The following is a 3,841-nucleotide window of genomic DNA, read 5'->3' on the forward strand; positions in this document are numbered from 1 at the left end:
CCCTATGGACGACCACCCCACACCCCCTCCCCCGCGCCGCAACGGCGCCCATGTCCCCGCTTTCCTTGGCGCCAAGGAGCGCGCGCATGCTTGAACTGTTGATCGTTGCAGCCCTCATCCTGCTCAACGGTTTCTTCGCGATGTCCGAGATGTCGCTGATGACCTCGCGCAAGAGCCGGCTGAAGCAGATGGCCCAGTCCAGCACGCGCGCGGCCAAGGCGCTGGCGCTGGCCGAGAACCCCGAGCACTTCCTGTCCACCGTGCAGATCGGCATCACCGCCATCGGCATCCTCACTGGTACCTTCGGCGGCGAGGCCATGGGCGTGGCGATCGCGGCCAAGCTGCAGGCGCTGTTCCCGGCGCTGGCGGCCAACTTCACCCTGTTCGGCGACCCGCAGCCGTGGTCGGCGCTGATCGGCAAGACCCTGGCGATCGTGCTGATCACCTTCCTGACGCTGATCTTCGGCGAACTGGTGCCCAAGCGCCTGGCCCTGACCCGTTCGGAGGTCATCGCCGGCGTCGTCGCCATCCCCATGGGCTGGCTGGCCAAGGCCGCCGCGCCGTTCGTCTGGGTGCTGTCGCGCTCGACCCGGCTGGTGCTGCGCCTGCTCGGCCTGGGCAAGGAGGAGTCGGCCTCGGTGACCGAAGAGGAGATCCGCATGCTGGTGGCCGAGAGCCACGAGGCCGGCGTGATCGACGCGCACGAGCGCGACATGATGAACCGGGTCATGCGCCTGGGCGACCGCACCGCCGACAGCCTGATGACCCCGCGCAACCGCATCGCCTGGCTCGATGCCAACGCCGAGCCGCAGCGCAACCTGCAGGTGATGCGCGAACACGAGTTCTCGCGCTACCCGGTGTACCGCGGCAGCGACCAGGACATCGCCGGCGTGCTGGAGGTGAAATCGCTGGTCACGCGCATGGACGGCGACGCCACCCAGTTGTTCCAGAGCCTGCGCGACACCTTGTTCGTGTCCGAGTCCACCCACGCGATGAAGCTGCTGGAGATCTTCCGCGAAGAGCAGCAATCGATGGCGCTGGTGGTGGACGAGTACGGCGAGATCCAGGGCCTGGTGACGATCAGCGACCTGATGGGCGCGGTGGTCGGGCGCCTGCAGTCGGCCGACAACGCCGACGAGGACGCACTGGTGGTGACCCGCGCCGACGGCTCGCTGCTGATCGACGGCTCGCTGGCGATCGAGGACCTGCGCGAACTGCTGGGCGGCGCCGAGCTGCCCAGCGCCGAGGAAGGCGACTACAACACCCTGGCCGGCCTGTGCATCTACTACTTCGGCCGCATCCCGCACGCCGGCGAGTTCTTCGACTGGGCCGGCTGGCGCATCGAGATCGTGGACCTGGACGGCGCGCGCGTGGACAAGCTGCTGCTGCGCAGGCTGCAGGACGAGAACAGCGATGACATCACCGGGTGACGCACCCGGCGGTGCGCCGCACGAGGGCGACCACGGCTACAGCGCCGAGGGCATCCGCACCCTGCTCGACACCTTCGTCCTCGGCGACCCGGACGAACACCTGCGGCTGCGGCTGATCCTCGCCGACCTGCAGCAGAGCGCGTTCGGCGTGTTCCTGTTCGTGGCGATCCTGCCGGCGTTCCTGCCGGTGCCGGGCCTGGCCGGCGGCATCAGCGGGCCGCTGGTGACGCTGATCGGCCTGCAGATGCTGATCGGCCTGCGCAAGCCGTGGCTGCCGCGCTTCATCGGCGAGCGCGGGCCGCGCCGCCGCACCATGCAGCGCTTCGTCGGCCGCATCGCGCCGTGGCTGCGGCGCCTGGACCGACTGCTCAAGCCGCGCCTGCCGATGCTGGTCGATACCCTGCCGGCGCGCGCCTTCAGTGGGCTGCTGCTGATCGTGCTGGGGATCCTGCTGTCGCTGCCGATTCCGTTCACCAACTACGCCTTCGGCGCGATGCTGTTGCTGTTCGCGCTGGCGCTGCTGGAACGGGACGGCGGACTGATGCTGCTGTCGTGGCTGGGCAGCATCGCCGTGGCGCTGAGCCTGGGATTGGCCTCGGACCAGGTGGTCGACCTGGGCCGGGAGTGGATGCACAAGCTGCGCTGAGCGCAGGCGGCAGTGGAGCGCCCGCTGTCCGCTTACTTCACCAGGTACAGTTCCGTCTCGCTGGCGAACACGTTGCGCATGTGCGACGGCCGCACGGACGCACCCTTGGCGGGGCGTTCCGGCGTCTGGGCGCGCAGGCGCTCCAGGCATTTGCTCATCTGTTGCAAGGCCGCCTCCAGTCCACATTCGTGCACCGGCGCCATCGGATGCTGTGCGTTCATTGCCGATCCCCCTGTTCGCGTCAGTTGTACGGCCGTGTCCCGAGGCCGAACGCCACGCTGATGCGCGACGCGAAACGATGACATACCCGGGAAAATCAAGACATCGTGAAAGCGGCGCGCGATGTGATGCCCATCAACGCAAATATGGCAATGAGCGCCCGCGCGCGTCTGCGCGTGTAGACACCCGCGCAGATACGCGCATCACGCGGCCGCGGCGACCTGCGTCCAGGCGTCCGACGCCAGTTGGAACGAGCGCAAGCGCGCCGCGTGATCGTGGATGTTGGCGGTCAGCAGCAACTCGTCCGGGCGGTGCCGCGCGACGAAGTCCGACAGCCCCTGTGCGACCGCGTTGACATCGCCCAGCACCGTGCAGGCCAGTGCGCGTTCCACACCAAGCTTCTCGTGCGGTGCCCAGAACGCCTCGATGTCGTCGATCGGCGGCGGAATCAGCCCGGGACGGCCGCGGCGCAGGTTGACGAAGCTCTGCTGTTGGGTGGTGAACAGACGCCGCGCCTCGGCCGTGGACGCGGCGGCCACCACGTTCAGGGCCAGCACCGCATATGGCGCCTGCAGGCGCGTGGAAGCGCGGAACTCGCGGCGATACACCGCCAGCGCCTCGTCCATCGCATCCGGGGCGAAATGCGAGGCAAAGGCGAACGGCAGGCCCATCGCCGCAGCCAGGCGCGCGCTGAACAGGCTGGAGCCGAGCAGCCACACCGGCACCTCGATGCCGGCACCGGGCACGGCGCGCACCAGTTGTCCGTCGACTGCCGGCTCGAAATAGCGCAGCAGTTCGGCCACGTCGTGCGGGAACTGGTCGGCACTGTCGAAGTAACGGCGCAACGCGCGTGCCGTGGCCTGGTCGGTGCCGGGTGCGCGCCCCAGCCCCAGGTCGATGCGACCGGGATACAGCGAGGCCAGCGTGCCGAACTGCTCGGCCACCTGCAGCGGCGCATGGTTGGGCAGCATGATGCCGCCGGCGCCGACGCGGATGCGCCTGGTGCCGCCGGCCACATGCCCGATCAACACCGCGGTGGCGGCGCTGGCGATGCCGGGCATGTTGTGATGCTCGGCCAGCCAGTAGCGGTGGTAGCCCCAGCGTTCGGCGTGCTGGGCCAGGTCCAGCATGTTGGCGAAGGCGGCGCTGGTGTCGCTGCCTTCGCAGACCGGGGCGAGGTCGAGAATGGAGATCGGCATCATGGTGAGGCGGGTTCCTGCAGGCGATGCCGACGAGATGGGGGCGCGCGGCGTCGCTTGCAGGGGGCGCGACCGGAACGCTGATTTGCGCTGGATGTGGGCAGGAGGATGCTTGGCTGGCGGTCGTACCCTCACCCCAACCCCTCTCCCGGTGGGAGAGGGGCTTTTGGCTCTTCCTTCTCCCCTCGGGAGAAGGTGCCCCGCAGGGGCGGATGAGGGTACGGGCGAAGCCCTCGCATTGTCAGATCCAGGCGGGCGCTGCGCGCTCCGTACCCTCACCCCACCCCCTCTCCTGGTGGGAGAGGGGCTTTGGCTTCTCCCTTCTCCCGCCGGGAGAAGGTGCCCCG

The 3,841-nt window shown here is 69.0% G+C and carries 4 protein-coding genes; 2 read left to right on the forward strand and 2 right to left on the reverse strand.

Going from position 1 to position 3,841, the window contains the following annotated elements; genetic code table 11:
• Window positions 1-86: 86 nt before the first annotated feature.
• Complete coding sequence (locus tag CEK66_RS19835; protein ID WP_152238037.1) at window positions 87-1,430, forward strand: hemolysin family protein; 1,344 nt, start codon at window positions 87-89, stop codon at window positions 1,428-1,430.
• Window positions 1,414-2,076, forward strand: coding sequence for an exopolysaccharide biosynthesis protein (locus CEK66_RS19840; protein ID WP_152238038.1), 663 nt, complete (start codon window positions 1,414-1,416; stop codon window positions 2,074-2,076). The genes CEK66_RS19835 and CEK66_RS19840 overlap by 17 nt, the downstream gene beginning before the upstream one ends.
• A gap of 32 nt (window positions 2,077-2,108) precedes the next feature.
• On the opposite strand, the gene CEK66_RS19845 is transcribed toward CEK66_RS19840, so the two are convergent.
• Together CEK66_RS19845 and CEK66_RS19850 are read right to left on the reverse strand one after the other, a co-directional pair.
• A complete protein-coding gene (locus tag CEK66_RS19845; RefSeq protein ID WP_148829894.1) occupies window positions 2,109-2,297 on the reverse strand; it encodes a hypothetical protein in 189 nt (62 codons plus the stop codon).
• Between the two features lie 201 nt (window positions 2,298-2,498).
• Window positions 2,499-3,497, reverse strand: coding sequence for an LLM class flavin-dependent oxidoreductase (locus CEK66_RS19850; RefSeq protein ID WP_152238039.1), 999 nt, complete (start codon window positions 3,495-3,497; stop codon window positions 2,499-2,501).
• Window positions 3,498-3,841: the final 344 nt, after the last annotated feature.

It is taken from the genome of Xanthomonas sp. LMG 12460 (assembly GCF_009192895.1).
In the GTDB taxonomy this organism is placed as follows: Bacteria; Pseudomonadota; Gammaproteobacteria; order Xanthomonadales; family Xanthomonadaceae; genus Xanthomonas_A; species Xanthomonas_A sontii.

What these genes read in the sequence shown, in the direction of transcription:
- CEK66_RS19835 (WP_152238037.1), top strand. Translation starts at nt 87, where the DNA reads ATGCTTGAACTGTTGATCGTTGCAGCCCTCATCCTGCTCAACGGTTTC.
- CEK66_RS19840 (WP_152238038.1), top strand. Translation starts at nt 1,414, where the DNA reads ATGACATCACCGGGTGACGCACCCGGCGGTGCGCCGCACGAGGGCGAC.
- CEK66_RS19845 (WP_148829894.1), bottom strand. Translation starts at nt 2,297, where the DNA reads ATGAACGCACAGCATCCGATGGCGCCGGTGCACGAATGTGGACTGGAG.
- CEK66_RS19850 (WP_152238039.1), bottom strand. Translation starts at nt 3,497, where the DNA reads ATGATGCCGATCTCCATTCTCGACCTCGCCCCGGTCTGCGAAGGCAGC.